Source organism: Rhizobium sp. BK049, from assembly GCF_014193135.1.
Classification (GTDB): domain Bacteria; phylum Pseudomonadota; class Alphaproteobacteria; order Rhizobiales; family Rhizobiaceae; genus Rhizobium.
In genome coordinates, this window is sequence record NZ_JACHYV010000006.1 from 65994 (window position 1) to 88118 (window position 22125).

Annotated in this window: 18 protein-coding genes; 8 read left to right on the top strand and 10 right to left on the bottom strand. The window is 62.4% G+C overall.

Going from position 1 to position 22125, the window contains the following annotated elements; all coding sequences use genetic code 11:
* The first annotated feature begins 9 nt into the window (after nt 1–9).
* Nucleotides 10–621, top strand: coding sequence for an ABC-type transport auxiliary lipoprotein family protein (locus tag FHT70_RS08250; RefSeq protein WP_085778358.1), 612 nt, complete (start codon nt 10–12; stop codon nt 619–621).
* Nucleotides 622–769: 148 nt separating this feature from the next.
* On the top strand, nt 770–2023 hold the full coding sequence (locus FHT70_RS08255; RefSeq protein WP_183700208.1) for a sensor domain-containing diguanylate cyclase: 1254 nt from the start codon (nt 770–772) through the stop codon (nt 2021–2023).
* A gap of 36 nt (nt 2024–2059) precedes the next feature.
* Here the strand turns inward: FHT70_RS08255 and FHT70_RS08260 are convergent, their stop codons facing one another.
* From FHT70_RS08260 to FHT70_RS08270, 3 genes are all read right to left on the bottom strand, one after another.
* Complete coding sequence (locus tag FHT70_RS08260) at nt 2060–2935, bottom strand: D-alanyl-D-alanine carboxypeptidase family protein (protein ID WP_183700210.1); 876 nt, start codon at nt 2933–2935, stop codon at nt 2060–2062.
* A gap of 260 nt (nt 2936–3195) precedes the next feature.
* Nucleotides 3196–3777, bottom strand: a complete 582-nt coding sequence (locus FHT70_RS08265; RefSeq protein WP_183700212.1) for a cysteine hydrolase family protein — start codon at nt 3775–3777, stop codon at nt 3196–3198.
* A 104-nt stretch (nt 3778–3881) separates the two neighbouring features.
* Complete coding sequence (locus tag FHT70_RS08270; protein ID WP_183700214.1) at nt 3882–10988, bottom strand: hypothetical protein; 7107 nt, start codon at nt 10986–10988, stop codon at nt 3882–3884.
* A gap of 462 nt (nt 10989–11450) precedes the next feature.
* Here FHT70_RS08270 and FHT70_RS08275 point away from each other — a divergent pair, with 462 nt between their 5' ends.
* Entirely contained in the window at nt 11451–11834 is a 384-nt protein-coding gene (locus tag FHT70_RS08275; protein WP_085778354.1) for an Hpt domain-containing protein, read from the top strand.
* A gap of 206 nt (nt 11835–12040) precedes the next feature.
* Nucleotides 12041–12361: a 2Fe-2S iron-sulfur cluster-binding protein gene (locus tag FHT70_RS08280; RefSeq protein ID WP_011425597.1), complete on the top strand. Its 321-nt coding sequence runs from the start codon at nt 12041–12043 to the stop codon at nt 12359–12361.
* 350 nt (nt 12362–12711) lie between these two features.
* Here the strand turns inward: FHT70_RS08280 and FHT70_RS08285 are convergent, their stop codons facing one another.
* Entirely contained in the window at nt 12712–13338 is a 627-nt protein-coding gene (locus FHT70_RS08285; protein ID WP_183700216.1) for a DUF922 domain-containing protein, read from the bottom strand.
* Between the two features lie 102 nt (nt 13339–13440).
* On the opposite strand from FHT70_RS08285, the gene folP reads away from it, so the two are divergent.
* From folP to folK, 3 genes are read left to right on the top strand one after another with little or no spacing between them, the layout of a single operon-like run.
* Nucleotides 13441–14310: a dihydropteroate synthase gene (gene folP, locus FHT70_RS08290; protein WP_183700218.1), complete on the top strand. Its 870-nt coding sequence runs from the start codon at nt 13441–13443 to the stop codon at nt 14308–14310.
* Nucleotides 14307–14672 carry a dihydroneopterin aldolase gene (gene folB / locus FHT70_RS08295; RefSeq protein WP_008525873.1) on the top strand — a complete coding sequence of 122 codons (366 nt, stop codon included), beginning with the start codon at nt 14307–14309 and terminating at the stop codon, nt 14670–14672. Before folP ends, folB begins: the two co-directional genes overlap by 4 nt.
* Entirely contained in the window at nt 14665–15183 is a 519-nt protein-coding gene (folK, locus tag FHT70_RS08300) for a 2-amino-4-hydroxy-6-hydroxymethyldihydropteridine diphosphokinase (protein ID WP_183700442.1), read from the top strand. The genes folB and folK overlap by 8 nt, the downstream gene beginning before the upstream one ends.
* A gap of 67 nt (nt 15184–15250) precedes the next feature.
* Here the strand turns inward: folK and FHT70_RS08305 are convergent, their stop codons facing one another.
* The 4 genes from FHT70_RS08305 to FHT70_RS08320 all read right to left on the bottom strand — a co-directional run bounded on the left by FHT70_RS08305 (nt 15251) and on the right by FHT70_RS08320 (nt 19133).
* A complete protein-coding gene (locus tag FHT70_RS08305) occupies nt 15251–15802 on the bottom strand; it encodes a hypothetical protein (protein WP_183700220.1) in 552 nt (183 codons plus the stop codon).
* A 209-nt stretch (nt 15803–16011) separates the two neighbouring features.
* On the bottom strand, nt 16012–17091 hold the full coding sequence (locus tag FHT70_RS08310) for a TIGR01620 family protein (protein ID WP_183700222.1): 1080 nt from the start codon (nt 17089–17091) through the stop codon (nt 16012–16014).
* A complete protein-coding gene (locus FHT70_RS08315) occupies nt 17088–18563 on the bottom strand; it encodes a YcjX family protein (protein ID WP_183700224.1) in 1476 nt (491 codons plus the stop codon). Before FHT70_RS08315 ends, FHT70_RS08310 begins: the two co-directional genes overlap by 4 nt.
* Nucleotides 18564–18638: 75 nt before the next feature.
* Nucleotides 18639–19133 (bottom strand): histidine phosphatase family protein, encoded by a 495-nt coding sequence (locus tag FHT70_RS08320; protein ID WP_085778348.1) that lies wholly within the window; start codon nt 19131–19133, stop codon nt 18639–18641.
* Between the two features lie 275 nt (nt 19134–19408).
* On the opposite strand from FHT70_RS08320, the gene dksA reads away from it, so the two are divergent.
* Nucleotides 19409–19828: an RNA polymerase-binding protein DksA gene (dksA, locus tag FHT70_RS08325; protein ID WP_008525884.1), complete on the top strand. Its 420-nt coding sequence runs from the start codon at nt 19409–19411 to the stop codon at nt 19826–19828.
* Between the two features lie 91 nt (nt 19829–19919).
* On the opposite strand, the gene FHT70_RS08330 is transcribed toward dksA, so the two are convergent.
* Both FHT70_RS08330 and FHT70_RS08335 read right to left on the bottom strand, forming a co-directional pair.
* A complete protein-coding gene (locus FHT70_RS08330) occupies nt 19920–20555 on the bottom strand; it encodes a DUF1062 domain-containing protein (RefSeq protein ID WP_183700444.1) in 636 nt (211 codons plus the stop codon).
* Between the two features lie 403 nt (nt 20556–20958).
* Nucleotides 20959–21972, bottom strand: coding sequence for a flagellar biosynthetic protein FliO (locus FHT70_RS08335; protein ID WP_183700225.1), 1014 nt, complete (start codon nt 21970–21972; stop codon nt 20959–20961).
* Between the last annotated feature and the right edge of the window lie 153 nt (nt 21973–22125).

Here is a 22125-nt window from a genome sequence, read left to right on the forward strand (position 1 = left end):
TAGCCCAGTATGGTCGCATCGCATCTGTTGTCGCGCCGTTCGTGGATCAGGGGAACGGCGATCGCGCTGCCGCTGACTGCGTTGATCCTGTCGGGCTGTGGCACTTCAGCCAAGAACGATACCTATGATCTCTCTGCGGCCGTCGATGGCGATGGACCTGCTGCCAAATCCCGCCAGATCCTGATTGCCGGGCCGACGGCACTCAGATCGCTCGACAGCGATCAGATCGTTATCCGCGTCTCGCCGTCGGAAATCCAGTATCTGTCGCGGGCGCAGTGGGGCGACAAGCTGCCGCGCATCGTGCAATCGAAACTGGTCGAGGCCTTCGAGAATTCGGGAAAGCTCGGCGGCGTCGGCATGCCGGGGCAGGGGCTGGCGATCGATTACCAGATCGTCACCGATATCCGCGCATTCGAAATCGACGCCTCGAGCGGCAACCAGGCGGTGGTCGAAATCTCCGCCAAGATTCTCAACGACCGAAACGGCTCGGTACGCGCCCAGAAGGTGTTCCGCGCCATGACGCCGGCCGGCGGCGACAACGTGGGCTTCGTCAAGGGTCTCGACCGCGCCTTTTCGACGGTGGTGTCGGAGATCGTCGGCTGGACGCTGCGCGCAATCTGAGATTGCGTTTTCGCAGGTGCAGCTTGGAAATCAAAGGTTGCCGATACGGAAAAAATATTGGCGCCACGAGGTTGAGGCGTTCATCCTATTAAATTTATTCATGAATTTGTGGAAAGCGTCGTGTTAGCGCTGTCAGGAGGCATGCTGCATGGTGGTCGCACGAGTATTCGGAAAGTCGTCATCTGAAGCGGTTCAGCGAGAAAAGGAACGGCTGGCAGCGTTGCAGCAACTCGATCTGCTCGACACGCCCAAGGACGAAGGCTTCGAGCGAATCGTCCGCCTTATAAAGCAGGTATTTTCCGTCGACATCGGCATCGTGTCGCTGATCGATGCGCACCGGCAATGGTACAAGGCCTGTTCCGGCATGTCGGGCGACGAGGTCTCGCTCAAAGACACATTCTGCCGCTACGTGGTGGACTGTGACGAGCCTGTCATCGTTCCTGATGCCAGCAAGGATCTGCGCTTTGCAACGCATCCTGCGGTCACCGGCGCGGACCATATCCGCTTTTATGCCGGCGTTCCGCTCAGAACGAAGGCCGGTCACATGATTGGAACCGTGTGCGCCATCGATCGCCGGCCCAGATCGTTCGGCAGCAAAGATCTTTGTATTCTCGAAGAATTGGCGGGAGCAGCGATGGACCGCCTCGAACTCATGCAGTCTGCCGCTACCGACAGCCTGACCGAGGCTACGACGCGGCGAGCCTTCAAGCAGGAAGCCGATCAGCTGATTTCCCTCGCGCTGCGGCATCAGCATGACCTGTCCTGCATCGTTTTCGACATCGATCATTTCAAGAAGGTGAACGATGGGTACGGGCATGCCGCAGGTGACGCGGTTCTCAAGTCGGTCGCATCGATCTGCAGGGCGACCCTTCGCGCCGGTGATTTGTTGGGCCGTATCGGGGGTGAGGAATTTGCCGTCGTTCTGCCGCATGTCGATCGGGAGAGAGCGGCCGCCGTCGCCGAAAAACTCAGAACCGCCATCGCCTCGCAAGTCATTTCCGGCGATCACGGCTCGCTGACCGTCACGGCAAGCCTCGGAATTTCGGCGCTATCTATCGTCAGCAGAGACATCGAAACACTGCTCGCTCAAGCGGATGCGGCGATGTATCAGGCAAAACAGGGCGGGCGCAATCGCTGCGTCTCATGGAGTTCCATTCACGCCGATCACGCCATTGGCGCGCGGCGGCGCGTGCTGAAGGCAGGTTCGATCCTATTTAACGACCGGCGCTCGACTATCGACTGCACCGTCAAATCGATCGGCGCGGAGAGCGCAGGCATTTCGGTTTCGAATACGGCGGGCATCCCCTCGGAATTCACTCTTGCCATCAAGGGCGAAGGTTTCGAAACCAATTGCCGTGTGATCGCGCAAGACCGGCAAAACCTGGAAGTGGCTTTTCGGTAGCAAAACGTGTCGCCATCCTTCAGCGTCGCATGCCGGTTACTTTGTCGGCTGCGCATCCGTCATCGTCGCTGCAGGCTGGCTGCCTGGCGTGGTGGAGGCGGTGGCGGTGGGCGACGACGGCAGCGTGCTGTCGAGGAGGCTCGCCATCTTGTCGTCGCGCAGGCTTGCAGTCTTTTCACCCATGACGACGCCGACGACGCGGCGGCCATCTTTCAGCGCCGAGGTCACGACATTGTAGCCTGAGGCATCGGTATAGCCCGTCTTGATGCCATCGACGCCGTCATAGCGGTACATCAGATTGTTGTGGCCGCGCAGTTTCATGCCCCGGAACTTAAAGCCGCGCATGGAGAAGAGCTTGAACTCCTCGGGGAAGTCCCGCATCAGCGAGACGCCCAGGATCGCCATATCACGCGCCGTGGTGACCTGCTCCGGATCAGGCAGGCCCGAAGGGTTCTTGAAAACCGTGTCGTTCATGCCGAGTTGGTGCGCCTTGTCGGTCATCGTTCTGGCGAAGGTCTGTTCGGAGCCGCTGAGATGTTCGGCGATCGCCACGGCAGAATCGTTGGCGGACAATACCACGATGCTTTCGACAGCTTCACGCAGCGTCACCTGGCGGCCGGCGCCAATAGCGAGTTTGAAGGGTTCCTTGCTCTCGGCATTTTCCGACATGGTGAGCTTCTGGTCCCAGCTGAGACGTCCCTCGTGCAGCGCCTCAAAGGCGAGATAAAGCGTCATCATCTTGGTCAGCGACGCGGGATAGTTGAGATCGTCCTGGTTGGAGGCTTCAAGGACCTGACCGGATTGCGCATCAATCACAAAGCTTGCCTGACCGGCCTCAGCCGGAATGAAAGCGCCCATCAGCAGGGTGGACGAAAGCGCGATGGCAAGAAGCCGGGATGTCGTCGTGGTCATCGGTGTTGCTGTCTCTTTTGTTACGCGGCCGAGGAGCCGTTGGCTTTAACGCAAGCGGATCGAAAAAGTTTGTGACGGAATGAAGGAAGGGGGCAATAAAAAAGGCCTATCCACAGATGATGCCCTTTGTCTCGGCCCCCGGATATATGACGACTGGGGCAGAGGCCGATCATGGTCGATACGGCTGCGAGGGATGTACCTGAGATTGATTAGGTTTTGGTCGTCACGTTTAGGACCGAGCGCTTGCTTCCGATTTGATGTCAGGTGTTGTGGCCAGAGCTTTGTGAAAAGCAAATGCCGACGGCGGGGCGGACCTTCACCGTCGCGTCGCCGGCATCGAAACCATCAAGCGTTTCATTGTGGTGGGCGATGATCTCGGAGAAGGCGAGGGTCGCCGTGTCACCGGTTGTGTGGCCGTCGGCAACCAGGGTCACGTCATAGCCGAGCGAAACGGCCCGCCTGACGGTCGTGTCGACGCAGAATTGCGACATGCAGCCGCCGACTATGAGGTGTGTAATTGAACGTTCTTGCAAGCGGTCGGCAAGAGCGGTCCCGAAGAAGGAGTCGGCGCTTTTCTTGCGCACGACGATCTCACCTTTTTGCGGCGCAATCTCCCGGCGCAGCGCCCATCCCGGCGTGCCCACGGCCAATCGATGACCGCTGTCGCCATCATGCTGCACCAGCACGACCGGCACGCCGGCCTGTCGCGCTTTTTCCTTGAGCAACGCCAGCCGAGCAACGGTCTCATCAAGTGCGGAATCGACCTCGGGCTGGCGCTCCGGCGTTGCCTTTCCGGAGAGAATTGCATTCTGTACGTCGATAGTCAGGAGGGCCTTGGTCATCTTGTTCGCGGTTCCAGGCTGGGGAGAAGATCATACCCCCGGCATCAGTGAAAGCCGCCTGACACATGTTCAGGTGGCTTCATTTCCACGATATCGGCGAGACTCTATCTCAGCCTGCCCGCTGCGTGGGCGAGCATGGTGTAAACCTTGCCCGTATCCGACGTCAGATAGGACTGTGTGACTGTCTGGTTCGGGTCGGTTCGGGCGACGTCGGCGAGCAGCTTTTCGAAATCGCCGATATAGCGGTCGACGGCGGTGCGGAATTCCGGTTCGCGGTCGTATTTGCGCTTGATCTCGTCGAAGGTCTGCTGGCCCTTCAGCGTGTAGAGGCGGCGAGTGAAGACGTCGCGTTCGCCGCGCTGGTAGCGGCGCCAGAGATCGACCGAGGCATCGTGATCGATGGCGCGGGCGATATCGACGGAGAGCGAATTCAGCGATTCCACGACATGGCGCGGATTGCGGCTGTCGTTGCTGCGTGCGGCCGGTGCGGCGGTTTCCGCCGAGCGGGCGGGAGCACGGGCCGGCGCTTGGTCCGCGGCCTCTTCACGGGATGCGCCTCGCAGAAGATCGCTAATCCAGCCTCCGCTTTCCCGGGCCGGTTCCTGGCGGCCCAATTCCTGGCGAGTGGGGGCTGGCTGCTGAGCGGCCCGCTGAGGAGCGGCTGCCGAAGCGGACGGCGTAATCGTTCCGCGCAGACCTGCCGCTTCGATCGGCGCAGGCGCTGCCGGCTGCGGCGGCTGGGCTGCGATCGGCTGAGCCGGGCGCGGAGCCGGCTGCGCCTGGGCAAGCGAGCGGGCGGCGGGTTCGGAGATTTCGAGCTGCTGGCTGGAGCGGCCGACAAGCTGCGAGATATCCTGCAGGGCCTTGATCTGTTCGGCGACGGCGCGGCGCATGGCCGAGGCGCTTTCCTTGGCTTCCTCGGGCAGGTCGAAGGCGCCGCGCTTCAGTTCGGCGCGGGTGGCGTCGAGCTCGTTGCGGATGTCGGCAGCGGAGCGGCGGATGTCCTCGGTAGCGCCGGAGAAGCGGCCGACGGCATCTTCAATCGCCTCGCGCAGCGATTCCCGCATGTGCTGGGCAGCACCATCGGAGGCGCGGCCGGCTTCGCCGAGCATGCGCTCGACTTCCGACAAGGAGGCGGTGAGGCCGCCGCGAATGCGATTGGAGAGATCGCCGGAACGGCGTTCGACATTGGCGAAGGTGCTGTCGATCGTCGTATTGGCCTCGTCGCCGGCGCGGGTGATCGCCTCGCGCATCGTCTCGGCGGCCTCCTGAGCGCGCTTCTCGGTTTCCGTCAGAACGCGGCCAATATCGGCAAAGGAAGATTGTACGCCCTGGCGCAGGTTGCCGGTGACCTGGTTGGAGCGTTGCTCGGCCCGCTCGAACACGGTTTCGATCATGTCGCCGAGGCCGCGCATGGTCTTTTCGATCTCATCGGAGCGCTGGACCAGGCTGACGGAGAGGGCCTGCAGCGCGCCTTCACGCTCCTCGAGCGTCGAGGCGAGGTTGGACTGGGCGGCACCCAGAAGCTGCGAGGCCTGGGTCAGAACCTTGGAATGTTCGTCAAAGCGGCCGATGATGCTGCCGACCTGGGCCAGCGTCTGGCCAGAGATGTCGGAGAGGCGGTCGACCTTGCCTTCGAGAAGCCTGGTCGAGGCGTTGACCATTTCGGCCGCCTTGGTGGCGGAGTCGGCAAAGCGGGTCGTGGTTTCGCCGAGACGCCCGTCGACGCTCGTCAACTGTTCGGCGGCGCGGTTCATCATCATCGCCATCGCCGCGCTGCTTTCCGACATGCGCTGAACCAGGCCGTTGACGTTGCCGACCAGGCTATTCTCGATGGCGCTGACGGCGTTGGCGACATTCTCGGTGCGGGCGGCAACGGCGCTGGCGAGCGCTTCGTTCTCGGCGCGCAGACGGTCGGCGCTGAGATTGGCTGCGGCGGTAATGCGGGCAGCCGCCTGTTCGCCGGCATCGGTGTAGCGATCGATGATCGGGCGGGCGGTTTCGTCAAGGATGCGGGTCAATTCGACAGAGCGGCCTGACAGCATCGAATTGAGGTCGCGGGTGCGTTCCTCAAGCGTCGAGCGGATCGAGTTGCCGCGCGCTTCAAGCGCCCGGTCGACGTCGGAGAGAGAGGTATCGATCTCGCGGGCGCGCTCCTCGAGATTGGAGCGGATGGCGCTGCTGCGCGCTTCGAGCGCCCGCTCGACATCCGCCATGGTGGCGGAAATCTCGCTGCCGGCCCCCGACAGCGTCGTGCGGATGGCATTGCCGCGCGCCTCGAGAGACTGGCCGGCGTCCGACAGGGCCCTGGAAATGGCATTGACCTGCGTGCCGACAACGGTCTCCGCCTCGGCGACCTTGTTGACGATGGCATTGCCGGCTTCCGAGAAGGTCTGGGCGACGGCAGCGGCCTGGGTTGCCAGGCGGTTCTGAGCTTCGGCAACCCGCGTGACGATCTGCGAAGAGCGCTCATCCATGGTGCGGGTGAATTCGTCGCTTTTCGCATTGAGATCCTCGGCGAACTGCTGGCCCGTCTTGCCGAGCAGTTCCGTCGTTCTGGTCGCTTCGCCTTCCATTCCCTGGGCTGCTTCGGCCACCGCGCTGCGCAGCGTCGAGGCGAGGCCGGCGGCCTTGCCCTCGATGGTGCGGTTGACGGCGTCGAGGCCGACGGTCAACGCGCGATCCATAGTGGAGAGGCGTTCCTCGATGCGTGCGTTGCCGCGGTCCAGGGTTTCGCCGAGACTTGCCGTGCGACCCTCGATGGCGCCTGCAAGCGTGGTCGTGCGGCTGTCCAACGTCTCGGCGAGATTGGCGGTGCGGCTGTCGATTGCCTGTGTAAGATTGGAAGCGCTGCCTTCGAGCGTCGCCGAGATGCGTCGGGTGGCGTCGTCACCGAGCGCGCCGAGGCGGGAAATGCCGTCGGCAAGCACGCCGGAGAGCTGGCTGCTGGCGGCTTCGACCTTTTCGGCAACGCCGCCGACGCCGTCGCGGATGCGGGTCTCGATCGCCGTAAGGCCGGCCTCCATACGAGAACCGGTTTCTTCAAGACGTCCCGCAAGGTTCTCAACCGACTGGTCGAGATGGGCGGAAAGGTCTTGGGCGGAGCTCGAAATCGTGTTCGCCGCCTCCTGGAAGCGGCCGGCGATTTGTCCGGCGCCGGCGCGCATGCGATCTTCCAATGCCTGGGCGCCGGCATCGATCGCCTGGCGGATCGAGGCTTCACGGTCTTCCAGCGACATTTCGAGCATGCTGACGCTCGTCGCCACCGAAGTGCCGATGCTGGTCGCCTGTTCAGTGAGCGTATCACTGATCTGCGCATGCGCCTGGCTCAGCGACAGCTCGATGGCATTGCCGCGATCCTCAAGCGTCGTGCGGATGCGCTCATGGGCGGAAGCGAGCCCGCCTTCGATGCGCGCCGCGGCCTCCTCGGCCAGGCTCCCGAGCCGCGCATGGGCATCGCTGAGGCGGCCTTCGATGCGGCCGGTCAAGCCGCCGACGAGACCTTCAAAGCGAGCACCGCCCGCATCGAGAACCCCCGAAATCACCGCACTGTGCTCGGAGAGCGCGGATTCAAGCCGCCGCTGATTATCGGCATAGGCGTTATGGATGGCGTCCGTCTTGTCGGCAAAGGCGCCGGCGACGCGGGCCTCGGCGCTGGTGACAGCCTCCATGATTGCATTGCTGCGGGCTTCGAGGGCGCTGTCGAATCGGCTCTGGTTGTCATCGAGTGAAATAGCGAGCGCCATGGTCTTTTCGTCGAGCGCATCGGTGAGCCGATCATGGCTTGCCGTTACGGCACCGACGAGCGCGGCTGCGCGGTGTCCCAGGGCTTCCTCGATGCGGATCTGCCCTTCGCTTAGCGAGGCGGCCAGCGCGCTGGCCTTCTGGTCGAGCACGCCATTCAGGCGTTCATGTGTGCCGGAGACCGCATTGGTGATCGCATCGGCGCCGGATGTCAGCGTCTCCTCGAGACGGCTCTGGCTCTCGTTCAGCGAAATGGCAAGGGCCATCGCCCGATCGTCGAGCGTCTCGGACAGGCGGTCATGGGTGGCGGAAACTGCATTGAGGAAGGATTCCGAGCGGCTCTCCAGCGTGTCCTGCAGACGGCTCTGGCCTTCGTTCAAGGAGGCGGTAAGTGCCGATGCCTTCTCCTCGAGGGTCGCGGCGATACGCTCATGCGTACCGGAGACGGCCTTGAGGAAAGCCTCGGAACGGGATTCCAGCGTGTCTTCGATCCGCGTCTGGTTCTCGTTGAGAGAGATTGCGAGCGCCATCGCCTTCTCGTCCAGCGTTTCCGACAGGCGGTCATGCGTGCCTGAAACGGCATTCAGCAGCGCCGCCGACCGGGTCTGCAGCGTGTCCTCGATGCGAGCCTGGCCTTCGGTCAGTGAGATGGTAAGCGCCATCGCCTTTTCATCGAGGGTCTCCGAGAGACGCTCATGAGTGCCGGATACGGCATTCAGCAGGGCAGCGGAGCGGGTTTCGAGCGTATCTTCGATGCGTGCCTGAGTTTCGTTCAGCGAGTTGGCAAAAGCTGCCGCCTTACCTTGCAGCGTCTCGGCAAACCGGTCATGCGTGCCGGAGACGGCGTTCAGCAGGCCTGCGGAACCATTTTCGAGCGTTTCCTCGATGCGGGCCTGGCTCTCGTTCAAGGAAATAGCAAGCGCCATCGCCTTTTCATCAAGGGTCTCGGCAAGCCGGTCGCTCGTGCCGGACACGCTGTTCAACAAGGCTTCGGCGCGGGTTCCGAGCGCGTCCTCGATGCGGGCATGGCGCTCGTCGAGCGAGGTCGTCAGAGCCGCAGCCTTGGTATCCAGTGTTTCCGACAGCCGATCATGCGTGCCTGAGACGGCGTTGAGGAAGGCTGCGGAACGGGTCTCCAACGTGTCTTCGATGCGGCTCTGGCTCTCGTTCAAAGAGATGGCGAGCGCCATTGCCTTTTCGTCGAGCGTTTCGGAGAGGCGGGCATGCGTGCCGGAAACGGCGTTAAGCAGCGCCTCGGAGCGGGTTTCGAGCGTATCCTCAATGCGGGCCTGGCTCTCGTTCAAAGAGATGGCGAGCGCCATCGCCTTTTCGTCGAGCGTTTCCGCAAGACGGTCATGGGTGCCGGAAACCGCGTTGATAATGGCGTCGGAGCGGGTCGTCAGCGCTTCCTCGAAGCGGCCGTGATGGGTGGTCAGCGCATCGATCAGCGCTCCGCCGCGCTCCGCCATGACGCTGTCGATACGCTCATGGGCTGTGCCAACCGCGTCCCGGATTTCTGCTGCGCGCGCTGTCAATACGCTGGTGAGTTCCTCGGCGCGGCCGCCGAAGGCCGTCGTGACCTGCTCGGTGCCGGCGGCAACGGCGGCGGTCAAGTCGGCAGTGGTTGTGCGCAGCGAATCGCGGAATTCGGCTGAGCGGGCCTGAAGATTGTTGTGCAGGTCGGAGGTACCGGATGCCAGCGCCAGCGCGATGTCCGAGGTGGCGCTCTGCAGCGCCGAGGTCAACTCGCCGGTGCGGCTGGTGAGTGCGGTGGTGATTTCTTCGGTGCGGCTATTGAGCGTGCTCTCCAGCACTTCATGGCCGGTTGCGAGCGCCGTCGCAAGCGCCAGCGACTGGTCGGTCATCGACGAGCCGAGCCGGTCGATATTGGAGTTCAAAATGCCCTCGATCGAATCCGAACCACCGGTCAGCGTTTCGTTGATGCGGGCAAGGCTCTCCATCAGCTTGGTGTCGAGCGACCCGGTGCGCTTGTCGAAAGCGCTGGTGAATTCGGCAACACGCTCGTCGAAGGCGGTCGACAGCTGGGCGACGGTCGTCTGCAGGCGCTCTTCGAAGAAGCCGGAGCGCAGATCAAGATCCATGACGGCGTCGTCGGCGGTGCTCTGCAGGCTCTGGCGGAAGCTTGCGCCCTTCTCATCGAGCGCGCTGTTCAGCTTCGAGAGCACGTCGTCGAGCGTGCCGCTGATGGTGCGTTCGCCCGATGTGAGGCTCTCGTTGATCTCGCGGGTGCGGGCGATCAGGATTTCATTGAGCTGATGCGTGCGCTCGTTTAGCGCCGCGTTCAGCTTCTCGGTGCTGCTGTCCATGGTCGACGCGCGCGTCTCGAACTGGCTGAGCAGTTTTTCGCCGTGTTCATTGAGGTTGACGGAGAGCGCCTCGAGGCGGTTGTCAAATTCGGTGGCGAGCGCAAAACCGGAGGCGTTGAGGGTCTGGAGCAGGCTGTCGGTCTTGGCGGCGAGCAGGCTGCCCATCGACTGCAGGGCGCTGTCCGATTTTTCCAGGATCGTCGCTGCGCGCGTGTCGATCAGCGAGGCGAAGGCTTCGCCCGACGTGGCGAGCCGCACGGCGATTTCTTCGGTCGCCAGCGACAGTTCTTCCTTCAGCTGGTCGTGGACGCTGCCGATCGAGGTGCGGATGCGGTCGGCATGGTTGACGATCGCCTCCCGCTCCGAACCGAGTTCATGGACGAGGCCGCGCACGCGCAACTCGTTGTCCGCATAGGAGCGTTCCAGCGCGTTGACCTCGGAATGGACCAGCGTTTCCAGCTCGGAAGCGCGCGCGATGGTGCGCTCGATGCCTTCGTTCATGGCCGAGACCTCGCGACGCACTGCCTGGCCAACGGTCATGATGCGTTCGGAGGCAATGGTTTCCGGCTCCGCCAGGCGCAATGCCACCTCTGCCATGGAGCGGGCGGCGTTGCGCATGTCCTGAGCGCGGGAGATCATGATGGCGAAAGCATAGAACATCATCACCGGAATGATGATGCCGACGAGGCCGGCAATAACGCCGGGCAGGGCAACAAGATCGGCGATCGAGCGGATCTGCCAGATCTGCGGCGTATAAATCAGCGACATCAGGCCGAGGCCCGCCATGACCCAAAGCACGGAAAACAAGGTAGCGGTGCGCACTGCCGAGCGGCTGGAGGCGCCGTCGAAGGATTTTAGGATCGAGGCGGGCGTATTGCGGCTGGCATCATTGGCGGGCGCGAAGGCCGGCGCTCGGGAAGCCTGCTCGGCCCCGGCGCCGCGGCGGTTGCGGCGCTGCGCTTCTTCCTGGGCCTGCTGATTGCGCGCATTCGATGGATCAGACACATTTCCCTCCGGCGCCTGAGGCGCGTCGCCGCGGCCAGACGGCACGTTATCCTTGCCGAAGTCGATCTGGAGCGCCTCGTCCAACGCCTTGAACGCCTTGTCCTCGATCGACTCATTGTATTTGTTATTCGCCATTCGATTACGCCTCGTTACTGTCGGCCGGCCCGGTAGCGCATCCCCGGTTTCCGCCTGCCCGGGAACAACTTTGCCGTTACGGCTCTCCATCCCAATCGCGGACGGATAAGCATGTCATTTCAGAGTAGATAGCCGCTTTTTCAAACGGAAGGTATCAAAACACTACCATTATCCACTCACTCGGCAAAGGCGCGTACCATAAACCCGCTCCACCAGTATCGTAGTGACACATCTGGGCTCAGCACACAATTAATGAAGGCTTGCGATTCATGACTTGTTAACTTGTTGTTAACACCTTTGAATCCGAAGCCCTGCTTAAAAACCAATAATTTAGGGATGTTTAACGGATGTTAACCATACGGTGAGATTTCGGTGCCCGATGTGCCGGAATTTAACGCGATGGCCACCCTCCTGACGCAGAACTGTAGCAAGTGCGGACGAGTGAGACGGGAGACGTGGCAAATGGCAGGCCAGCTGGCAGCATTGAAAATCGTATTCGAGGCGCCTGATAATGGACAAGGGCCGTGTCCCTCGAAGGTACGGCCGATCGATCTCGTCCATCTCGCGAAACAGACAATGGGCGACAAGTCTCTGGAAATCGAAGTCCTTCAGATGTTTGCGCGCCAAGCGCGGGCGTGCCTCCAGGATATGGCGAGCGGCGAAACCGTGCGTGTCGGCGCGGCTGCGCACCGGCTGAAAGGTGCGGCGAGTTCGGTCGGCGCATTCCGCGTTTCGCAGACGGCTGAGGTCGTCGAGGAAACCGGCGGCGATGCCGGCGCAATGGCGGCGCTCGGCGCTGCCGTCCTCGACGCCGAGAATTTCATTCTCAAGCTCTGCCGCGGCTGACCTCCAACTCTTCTTTCATTGATCGAACGGGGCCCGTTGTTTCATTGCGGAACCACGGGTCTTTTTGCGACGTCCCAGATGACGCTTTGAAGACGGCGGTCGAAGGCCCGATCTGCGAGGTTAGGGCGGATTTCCGAATGTTGACTGACGCGTCGATTTGTCGGAAGAAACTCCGCCCACCCATTTGAAGACCGGAAATAGTCCTGATGCCCAAACTTACCATCGTCGCCTTCGACGGTACGCGCTTCGACCTCGACGTCGACCAAGGCTCCACCGTGATGGAGAATGCCGTGCGCAACTCGGTGCCCGGCATCGAGGCAGAGTGCGGCGGTGCTTGCGCCTGCGCCACCTGTCACGTCTATGTTGACGAGGAATGGACGGAGAAGGTCGGCCAGCCGGAAGCGATGGAAGAGGATATGCTCGACTTCGCCTTCGACGTACGCCCGACCTCGCGGCTCTCCTGCCAGATCCGGATGAAGGCGGCCTATGACGGGCTTGTCGTGCACGTGCCCGAACGCCAGGCCTGAGATATCGCTGCCAGCACATTGTCCCGAAAATCGGAGTCCGATCTTCGAGGCGAATATCCGCCAATCATAACCACAAAAAAGACGCCTCGCGCGCTGGTGCGAGCGAGGCGAGGCGGGCGCATTACCAACGGATGAGGGAGGAACATCCGCGGCTTCGGAACGCGCCAGGAGAACCCAGCGAGGAAAGTCCAGATGCCGTACCTGAACTTTCGAATGTGTTCATATTAACGCGTTCCGGTTGAGTCTGCCAGGATGAAAAATGACCATTAAAACGCTGGGGAAGGCGTAAGTTTCGCACAAGTTTCGCTGCGCAGCTAAGTTTTTCTGCTCGTCACCAGCTCGAAAAAGCCTTATTTTCCGCCGGCTCGACCGTTGATTCGATTTTTCAGCAATCTCAGCATGCGCTTCTGGAAGTTGACCGCCTCAACCCGATCGAATCGCGCCTGCAGCCGATCGTGCTCCTCTATGCCGCGAGTTGATTCGTTGGAGACGAGCTCCTGCATGGCCTCGCAACTGCGCTGCTGCGGCAATGCGCGGATGGCGCGCTCCATGGCGCGGGCCTGATCTCTGGCGATCTCGGCATGACGCTCCTCGTGGCGCTTGATGTCACTCGACAATGCGTCCCATATCATCGACAGCTCCTTGCTGGCGCCTCTGCGGCTTTTCCAGCGCGGCAGGATGATCTGGGTATGAACCGTGACCTTGACATTGCCGACGCGGCATCGGCCGTCATCCTGGATATAGGTGGCCTCGCCGCCGAAGCGAATCTTGGTGGCGCCGGGATGGCGTGCCGACGAACCGCTCGCCGTCGGGCCGCGGCGGCTGAGTTCCCGGTCTAGCTCATCGGCGGTTTTGCCGCGGATGTCGAAATAGGAATAACTTTTCGATGCGATCACTTCAGCTGCCGCTGGACTGCTAAGGGAAAGAGCAATGGAAAAGGCGACAGGAAGGCACATATAACGCATTGCAAGCGGCATTCTGAACGCAACCCATGTTGAAATCGGCAGGAGCTTGGGGCATAGCCACCGTAAGCGCAATATCGGATGGCGGCTTTTTTCGTCATCAATAGGACAAGTCTGGTGACAGGGCTCGAAGGCAGTTTCTGGCGTGTCGGCCATGGCCGGGAAATCGAACTCGGCCGTCGTTCGGCGATCATGGCGATCATCAATGTGACGCCGGACTCCTTCTCCGACGGCGGACGTTTTGAAACCCTCGATGCCGCCGTCGAACACGCATTGCAGGCGGTCAGCGACGGTGCTGCGATCGTCGATATCGGTGGCGAATCGACTCGGCCGGGTGCGGCGTCGGTCAGCCCTTCGGAAGAGCAGGCGCGGGTGTTGCCCGTGATCGAGACGCTGCGCGGTCGTACCGAGGCGCTGATCTCGATCGATACGTACCGTGCCGAGACGGCGCGGCTGGCGGTCGGCGCCGGCGCCCATATTGTCAACGACGTCTTCGGACTGCAGAAAGATGCAGGTATCGCGGATGTGGCCGCGGCCACCGGGGCGGGGCTCTGCATCATGCATACCGGCCGCGACAGGGTCAAACTTGCCGATGTGATTGCCGACCAAGCGTATTTCCTCGAACGGTCGCTGGCGATCGCCGCCGCGGCCGGAGTTACCAGCGACCGGATCGTGCTCGATCCGGGATTCGGCTTCGCCAAGGAGACGGCGGAGGAAAACCTGGAGCTGATGGCGCGGTTTTCCGAACTGTCGCGCTTCGGTCTGCCGCTGCTTGCCGGCACGTCACGCAAGCGCTTCCTCGGCGCGGTGACGGGGCGCGAGGCGCCGGAGAGGGATGCAGCGACGGCCGCATCAAGCGCGCTGCTCAGGCTTCAAGGGGCTGCGGTTTTCCGGGTGCACAATGTCGCAATCAACAGGGATGCGCTTGCTATCGCCGATGCTATGCTCAATGCGCGCCAGGAATTCGAGAGGAAGCGGCCGACATGACCACCTACACGATCACGCTGCAGAACTGCGCCTTCTTCGCGCGCCACGGCGTGCATGACGAGGAGGAATTCCTCGGTCAGCGCTTCTTCGTCGATGCCGAGCTCGATGTCGTCGCGGGCGAGGCGCTGGAAAGCGATTCGATCAACGACACCGTCAATTACGGCATTGCCTTTACGGTGATCGAGGAGATCGTCACCGGCAAGCGACGCTATCTCATCGAAGCCCTGGCGCTCGATATCGCCAAGGGCCTCTGTCAGACGTTCCCGCAGGTGCGGCGGGCGAAGATCACAGTGCGCAAGCCCAATGCGCCGGTGCCCGGGGTGCTCGATTTCGTGCAGGTGAGTGTTGAGCATTTTGCCTGAGGCTGCATCGCAATCGGCCACACTCGGCCTCGGTGGCAATATCGGCGATCCGGTAAAGGCGATGGCCACGGCGCTGCAGAGACTGGGCGGGCGCGACGACTGTCGTGTCACCGCCGTGTCGCGGCTCTATCGCACGCCGCCGTGGGGTAAAACGGACCAATCGTTCTTCTTCAATGCCTGCGCTGCGGTCGAAACCCGGCTCCCTCCAGAGGCGTTGCTCGATGTTTGCCTGTCGATTGAGCGCGAGATGAAACGCGAGCGTATCGAGCGATGGGGACCGCGTACGCTCGATATCGACGTGCTGACCTATGGCAATGTCGTCCAGCAGGCGCCGCGGCTGGAGTTGCCGCATCCCCGTATGACCGACCGCGGTTTCGTCCTGATGCCGCTTGCTGATATCGCCCCAGGACTTCTCGTCAGGGGCCGGCCGGTCAGCGATTGGCTGCTCGAGGCCGACGTGACCGGCATCGAGGTCGCCGATGACAGCGGCGACTGGTGGCGGAGCGCCTGAAGCACGGATCCTAAAACGCGATACGGCGGGGAAACCCGCCGCTTCAGGAAAATCCGTCATGCACCGTCTACTGGATGGAGCCGACGGCCATTTCGTCGACCTGACGAGTCAATGTCAGGCCGATAACCGGGATCATCTGGCTCTCGACCTTGACCGACACGGTGACGTTCATCGTCTTGTCATCACGCACGCGGGCGATCATTGCGCCGTTCAGTTTGGCGCGGTTGATGCCCACCACGACGGTATCCTCGGTGACGGCGCCGGAGACAACGTCAAGACCCTTTCCGGCGGCGCCGTCGAGGAATTTTCCCTTGTAGGTGGAGCCCGACTGCGAGATGACGGCGCTCATCGGCTGCTTGAAGACGCCGACGCGGCAGGTGCCGTCGAGCTTGATGCCGGCAGTGCCGTCGCCAGTGGGTTCACCGGTCAGATTGCAGGTGAATTTCATGCCCTTGTACTTGCCGGCGACGATCTCGCCGGGGCCCTTCCACGAGCCGGTGACGGATTCGAAGAAGGCCTTGTCGCGGGTTGCGGCCGTGGCTGCCGGAGCGACGTCTGCGACAGGAGACAATGCCGCGGCGGCGAGGCCGCATAAGAAGAGAAACTGGCGCGAATACATGGATTTTCCTTGGCAAACACCACTCACGAACTGGTGCCAAGTTTTGCCGAAGAATGGTTAATCCTTCCTTTCGATTGTGTCGAAATGCGAGGGATTGGATTTCTGTCATGCCGCGCGGATTTTAGGATCTGGCGGCTACAGTGTTGAATCTACTTAACTTCGCCAACTTCACCTGAGGGAAGGTGAGAGCTGCGGAATCGCCTCGTCAGTTAAGGATTGTTGCCGCGCGGCGACATTGAAGGTGTGAGATCGCCGATAAAATCGCCGATTCCCGGTCGCTTTACCGCGCGAAAGGCAAGTGGACGACAAAGATCCATCGCGGCGATTCCGATGCGAGCAGTCATCAGACCGTTGATCACGCCCTCGCCGAGTCGGGCCGATAGCTTTGAGGCCAGCCCGTGGCCGAGCACCTGCTGGACGAGACTGTCGCCAACAGCGATCGAGCCGGTGACGGCGAGGTGGGCCAGCACGTCACGCAGGAGGCGGAACATGCCGAGCGTGCCGGGGCGGCCTCCGTAGAGCTCGGCCATGGCGCGGATGAGGCGCACGGACTCGTAGAGCACATAAAGCAGATCGACGATCGCGCGCGGGCTGACGGCGGTGACGATCGAGACACGCTTGGAGGCGTTGACGATGAGCGCCCGCGCTTTGCGGTCGAGTGGGGCCAGCAGCTCGCGTTCGGCTAGGGCGATCAGATGCGGGGGGTCGATGACCTCACCCTCGGTCGCCTTCAGCGTCGCGCGTCCCTTCGATGTCTCGGGATTGGCCGCAAGAAGCGTAGTGAGGCGCGCAACGACGGCGCGCGCTTTCGCCGGCCGCGTTTCGAGGATCGCTGCCTCTGCTTCCGCCTTGATCGCCTGAACAGCGGCAAGGCGCATCATGCCCGCGGTTTCGCGGATGACGAGGGCGAGAACGGCGAGAATGCCGATCGCCAGCACGCCAAGAGCTGCATAGCCCAGCCAGTCGGCGCGGGTGAAGAGATCGCGGATCAGGCGGTCGGTCCAGAGGCCGATGCCGAGCGACAGCAGGATCCCGAAGGCGCTTAGTGCGATCTGGCCGAAGGAGGGGCGCCGCTTGCGCGGTGTTGCCACCGGCACTGCGCTCGCATCCTTGTCCGGATTGATGAAGGGATCCTCCTCGTCGGGCGTCAAGACGATGTCGTCCGAGAAGCTTTCCGGTCTGCGCCGGCCTTGCTGTTGCCGACCATTGTCGCGCGGCACGGCAGCCTCATCCTCATAGGCGAAGGCGGCGGGTGGGCGGTGCGGCAAATCGGAGGGGGGCTTACTCATGCGAGACGGTCTCCGAACAGGAACTGCATGGCGCGGTCAAGGCGGATATGCGGCACCGAGAGCTTGATGCCCCCGCCGGTCTCCTCGAGATGGGGTGGGCGGAATCTGACGACGTTAACGTCGGGCAGGATATCGGCGGTCTCGCCGGAAGCGATGCGGTCGAACAGGCTTTCCGGATCCCGCGGCAGGTCTCCGGGGAAGATCGCGGTCTTTCTCTGGCCGTCGAATCGTTCGCCGGCAATGGTTTCGCCCTCCATCGGCGTGCCGACGATGACAGGCAGTTCATGGCCGTCGCGTTTGACCGATGCCTCGCGCGTGGCGCGTACGGAGGCGAGCGCCATCACGTCGATGCCGGCTCCGGCCATGCCGATGCGGGCGATGGCGCGATCGACGAGGCGGCGGGTCAGCGCATCGAGCCGATCATGGCTCTCATGATGGAGATGGTCGGCCTTGGTTGCGGCGACCAGCACACGGTCGATGCGGCGCCCCAGCAGCGACGAGAGCAGCGAATTGGTGCCCGGGCGGAAACAGGCGAGCACGTCGGTCAGCGCGCGCTCGAGATCCTGGACGGCTTCGGGGCCGCGGTTCATGGCCTGCAGCGCGTCGACGAGCACGATCTGGCGGTCGAGCCGGGCGAAATGCTCGCGGAAAAATGGTTTGACGACGACGGATTTATAGGCCTCGTAACGCCGCTCCATCATCGTCCAGAGCGAGCCGCGATCGGGACGTGTGCCCGGCGGCAGGACGAGCGGGGCGAAAGTCAGCGCCGGCGAGCCGTCGAGATCGCCGGGTAGAAGCAGGCGTCCGGGCGGCAAGGTGGATAGCGAGCGCTCGTCGGCCTTGCAGGCCTTGAGGTAATCCGCAAAGGCGGTGGCAAGCGCGCGGGCAGCCATCTCGTCGGCGCCGGCATTTAGATCGGCGGCACGGGTCAGAGCCAACCATTGCCGCGACAGTTCGGAGCGCACGCCGATTTGCGCAAGCGCGATCGTTTCCTCGCTGAAGGTGCGGTAATCCTTGCCGAGCAGCGGCAGGTCGAGCAGCCATTCCCCTGGATAATCGACGATATCGATTGACAGCCGGCCGGGAGAGAACAGGCGGTTCCAGCCGCTGGCGCTCTGATAATCGAGCGTGATGCGCAGTTCGGAAATGGCGCGAGTGGAATCCGGCCAGACGCGATCCTTCACCAGCGCCCGGATATGATCCTCATATTGGAAACGGGGCACAGCGTCATCTGGCTGCGGCTCCAGCCGCACGGCTGAAACGCGCCCCGACTGCACCGGCTCGAACAGCGGCAGCCGGCCGCCATGCAGGAGATTGTGAACAAGCGAGGAGATGAAGACCGTCTTGCCGGAACGGGAGAGGCCGGTGACGCCGAGCCGCACGGTCGGATTGACGAGGCCGCTTGCCCTGTCGGCGAGATTATCAAACGCGATGCGCGCGTCGTCGGCGAGGGATGTCAGGCGTGGCGGCAAGGCGCAATTCCGGTTGATGACTGCCGGCAATATAGGAAGACTGCTTCGCCTGAAAAAGAAGCGCAGCGAAAGACTTCAGACGACGAGGAAATCGATAAGGCGCCAGCCGCTTGCGGAAGCGTCAAAATCGACAACGGCGAGGCCCGCCGTCGGAAAGCCGGCGGGAAGTGCGTTCACCATAGCCTCGTGGCCGATCAGCGCCTCAAGCGCCTGCTCGATCGTCGGGTTGTGGCCGATCAGCATGACGGCGGCCTTATCCTGCGCATCGACGATCTCGACATAGGTATCGACCGTGGCGTTGTAGAGCGCGTCGATGTAATTCACGTCCAGTGCCACACCCATCGCCCGATGGACGGCATCGGCGGTGTCGCGGCAGCGCAGCGCCGTCGAACTGATCAGAAGATCGGGACGGTAGCCCTTGTCGGCGGCTTTGTCGGCGATAACCTCGGCATCGCCGTAACCTTTTTCGTTGAGCGGCCGGTCGAAATCGCGCTGTCCGGGTTCTGCCCAGGCGGCCTCGGCATGACGCAGGAGATAGATGCGATTGGGCGGAGGCAGCGGTACGGTCATGGGCAAATCCAGGATCGGCGGGTCTTTTCAGTAGCGGTTGCGATCCTCCGCCGTCAACCGCCAGCCATGCCGCAACGGCCCAAAACGTGGCCGAAAACACGGCGTTTTGAAGAGGAGACGAAAATTGCGGCGGCGAATAATCATGAGAAAATAGTCCGTTAGCTGAAAATTGTAACAGATTTAAAAATCTGTTTAGCTGTCGTATTTGGCTTGAATCGCGGCTAGCGCTTGGGATATACACCCCGCCAGATGAGATGTTCTTCAGGAGAATCGCGTTGAGTGAGAAGATCGATCTTAGCAATTACGTTCCCTCGGAAGAGGAAGAATTCATGAACGTAAACCAGCGTGCCTACTTCAGGGCAAAGCTGGTCGCCTGGAAAAACGATATCCTTAGAGAAGCGCGCGAAACACTCGACCATCTGGCCGAGGAAAGCGCAAACCATCCCGATCTCGCCGACAGGGCGTCTTCGGAAACCGACCGGGCGATCGAACTTCGCGCCCGCGACCGGCAGAGAAAATTGATCTCCAAGATTGACGCGGCGCTGCAGCGCATCGAGGACGGCACCTACGGCTATTGCGAGGAAACCGGCGAACCGATCGGTCTCAAGCGTCTCGACGCCCGCCCGATCGCGACGCTGTCGATCGAGGCGCAGGAGCGCCACGAACGTCGCGAAAAGGTCTACCGCGACGAATGACCATCCCCATGCAGAGATGAGACAAATTCAGCGCCGCGATCTAATCGCGGCGCTTTTTGTTGAGCCATCTCCCGGCGTGTCGAAGAGGAGGTTACGGGAAAGAGTCAGTCGCCAGAGCTTTCCAGATTGGTTCCCGCTCCGCCTGCGTGGGGAGATCGGTTGTGACGAGGGTGCCATTCATGATCCGCCGTCGCATGATGTCGGCCCGGTCGGGCTCTGTTCGACAGAGGCCCCGATCGTGAAGAGCCTGGAGGCGGGAGCGTGACATCTGCAACTCGCCGGCCAGCAGCCGATCCAGGCGTATGCTCGTTGGAAACGGAGCCGCCAGTTCGATTTCCAACCTCGTCCAGCCTGCGGGCTCGTGCCGGATCTCCTTGGCGATGTCGAATTCGGCGAACTCGTCCACACGCTGTGACTTGTGCCGCAGCGCATCAAGATTGAAGGTTTCCGCCCGAATCCAGTCCGGGTCGTTGGACTGCAGCGCGTCGAGAATGATCGGATCGACATCTCGAATATTCCGGCGTTCGAAGATCGGGCGGTTCCATGTCCTTTCGCAGATCAGGCATTTGTAAATCAGCCAGGCGTCGAGCTTGCGACCGTTGGCATTGAGCCGGACCTTGCCGCTCGATCGGAAAGCTCTGAGGCCCCCGCATCCACCGCAGGCAATCCATGGCTGGGGCGCCGTTTTGGGAGTGATGGTCCATCGGACCCGAAGTGTCTTGCACATATCCTCTTGGTCTTCCGTTCGGAAGTCCACCAAGATGGTGCATGAGAAAACCCTTCCGGGCGCGGTATGGCGATGTGTGGGCGGCTGAAGAGCTGAGACAGCGGAGCTGCACATGGCACACTGTAACAATGCCAAACCGGTCTCTCGCCACCACCCGATGAACATGTTCGCATGCCGCCAGCGCGTCGCTTACGGCTACACGGGTGAAACTGGGGTGAGACCGGTATTTACTTAGGCAAAGTCTACCTCGGATGCGCCAATGCTCTTCAACCTGATCGATAGCAAATGATCGGCGTGATAGGGAGTCCCCAAGGTGTTGGCGAGGTGAAAGCCGCAGCATTGCGGCTTTTATGCAACTTAATGACGAAGCTAACGGATGACAACCGAGATGTAAGCGTTTGTCTTACTTGTCGCGGTTGACGCTCATTTCGCCGAAAATGCGGGCGACTTCTTTCTGCAGGTCGGTGTCGGCACCGGTGATGGGGGCAAGCTCGGGATCACGGCGCGGCTGGTTGGCCGGCTGCGGTGCGGCCTGGCGAGGGGCCCGGTTTGCCGGGGCCGGCACGATCCGCTCGGCCGTCAGATTGTTCGACATTTCCTCTTCCAACACCCGTTGGAAATCACGGCGGATCGCCGCTGCCGATTGCGCAGCCGCATCATCCTCGGCCGTAGCGGCAGCGGTGCGCGGCGCCGGCATATCCGGGGCGGAGACCTCGGGCTCGATGCGCTGCTGCGGCAGCACGCGCTGGCGGGCGGCATCCAGGATTTCGGCGGCGCTTGCGGTATCCTGGAACGATGCCGGTTGCGCGCTGGCGGGAGCAGAGGGGCGCTCCGGGGTGCGCGGCTGGGGCGAGGCAGCGCGCAGGGGTTGGTCGCGTTCGGCCGATAGAGGTGCCGTCGCCGGTTCTGGCGGAAGAGGGCTGGTGGCCACCGGCGGCGGCATGGTGGGCGGGGCCGATGGTTCGGGGCGCGGCCGCGGCTCCGACGCGGGCGCAGCGAAGGAGGGCTCGGCGCTGGGCGTGACCGGCGCACGGGCGGCGGAAACAGGCGGTGTTTCCGGCCGGGGGACTGCGATCGGCCGCCCGGCGGCAGGCTCCGGGCGTGAGAGGCTTTCCGGCTGTTCGGACTTCTCCGGCAGGATGCGGCTTTCAATGACGATATCGGTCGGGCCACCGATCATGATAAGATGCTCGACATCATCTCGGCGCACCAGCACCAGCCGGCGGCGGGCGTCGACGGCTGCCGCATCCAGTACCTGCAGGCGGGGCTGACGGTTACGGCCGCCGCGTACGAAGGGCGAAGGGGCGCGACCTCGCATCAGCCAGAGTGCGAGAATGAGCAGGAGGAGCGCCAGGCCGACGCCACCGGCCGCAAGCAGGAAACGGCTGCCATAGGCTGCGACAAGATCATCGAACATGGTCACTCACTCCATTTCATATTCGGCACATATTGACGACTTTTCCGTTCCTTAGGCAAGGGTAGCCGGTCCTGTCCAGCCATGCACGAACGCGATTTCGTGTTATGCCGAATTGCAGCTGCCGGCTTCGCGCGGGACGCTGCCGCAGGTATC